Origin of the sequence: Intrasporangium sp. DVR, from assembly GCF_040365325.1 — a bacterium.
In the GTDB taxonomy this organism is placed as follows: Bacteria; Actinomycetota; Actinomycetes; order Actinomycetales; family Dermatophilaceae; genus Intrasporangium.
In genome coordinates, this window is sequence record NZ_BAABZW010000008.1 from 1 (window position 1) to 1,043 (window position 1,043).

Consider the following 1,043-nt stretch of genomic DNA (forward strand, 5'->3'; position numbering starts at 1 on the left):
TGAACCGGCACGGGTTCTCTGCCGCTCTCATACTGGCTGCTCCTCGGGGGTGAGGGCGCCGTAGTGGGCTTGCTCGTACGCGACCGGGCTGAGCATCCCGATCGCCGAGTGGAGCCTTCTGTTGTTGTACCACTCGACCCAGCCGGCGGTGGCGAACTCGACGTCGGCGAGGGTCCGGTACGGGCCGCGGTGGAAGACCTCGGTGCGGATGCACTCGGTCTTGTACAGCCCGTTGCCGCTCTCGATCATCGCGTTGTCGTAGGCATCGCCGACCGAGCCGATGCTCGCGGCGATCTGCTCGAGGTCCAGGTGCTCGGTCAGTCGGATCGAGGTGTACTGCGAGCCGGCGTCGGAGTGATGGACCAGCTCGCCGGCGACGACCGGGTGCCCGTCGCGGTCACGCTGCCACAGCGCCATCCGCAGCGGGATCATCACCAGGTCGGTCTGCTTGGACATCGAGGCGTGCCAGGCCACGATCCGGCGCGAGTACACGTCGAGGATGAACGCGACGTACACGAACCCGGCCCACGTGCGCACGTAGGTGAAGTCGGTGACCCAGACCCGGTTCGGCCCCGGCGCGGTGAAGTCGCGTCCGAGCAGGTCCCCGGCCCGCCGGCCGTCGCTGGCCGGGATCGTCGTGCGGACTCGCTTGAGCCGCCGAACTCCGTTGTGCCCCATGGCCTTCAGGCAGCGGGCGACGGTGCAGTGCGCCACCTCGTGGCCCTGCGCACGCAACGCGGCGGTCACCTTACGCCGCCCGTACAGCGACTCCGGCGCGGCCACCCACCGCCGCGGCCGGCCCGCGGTCAGCTCCGCCGGGGTGGTCACCTCGGTGTGGAACAGGTCCCAGATCGCGTTCATCAGGTACGCGTCCGAGAGCTGCCTGGTCGAGGGCTGCGCCCGTTTCCACGCCCGGTAGGTGCGTGCGGCGACCTGGCAGCCCTGCTCGGACAGGACCCGACAGACCGACTCGACCGCATGACCCTTGGCCCGCATCTCATCGATGAAGCCCATGGTCATCGCCCTCGGGGGTCGAGCTCCCC

At 69.6% G+C, this 1,043-nt stretch carries 1 protein-coding gene; it reads right to left on the bottom strand.

Annotation, left to right across the window (positions count from 1 at the left end):
• Positions 1–27 precede the first annotated feature (27 nt).
• Positions 28–1,043: IS3 family transposase (locus ABWV20_RS08370; protein WP_353354514.1), on the bottom strand; the 1,016-nt coding region annotated here is incomplete at its 5' end.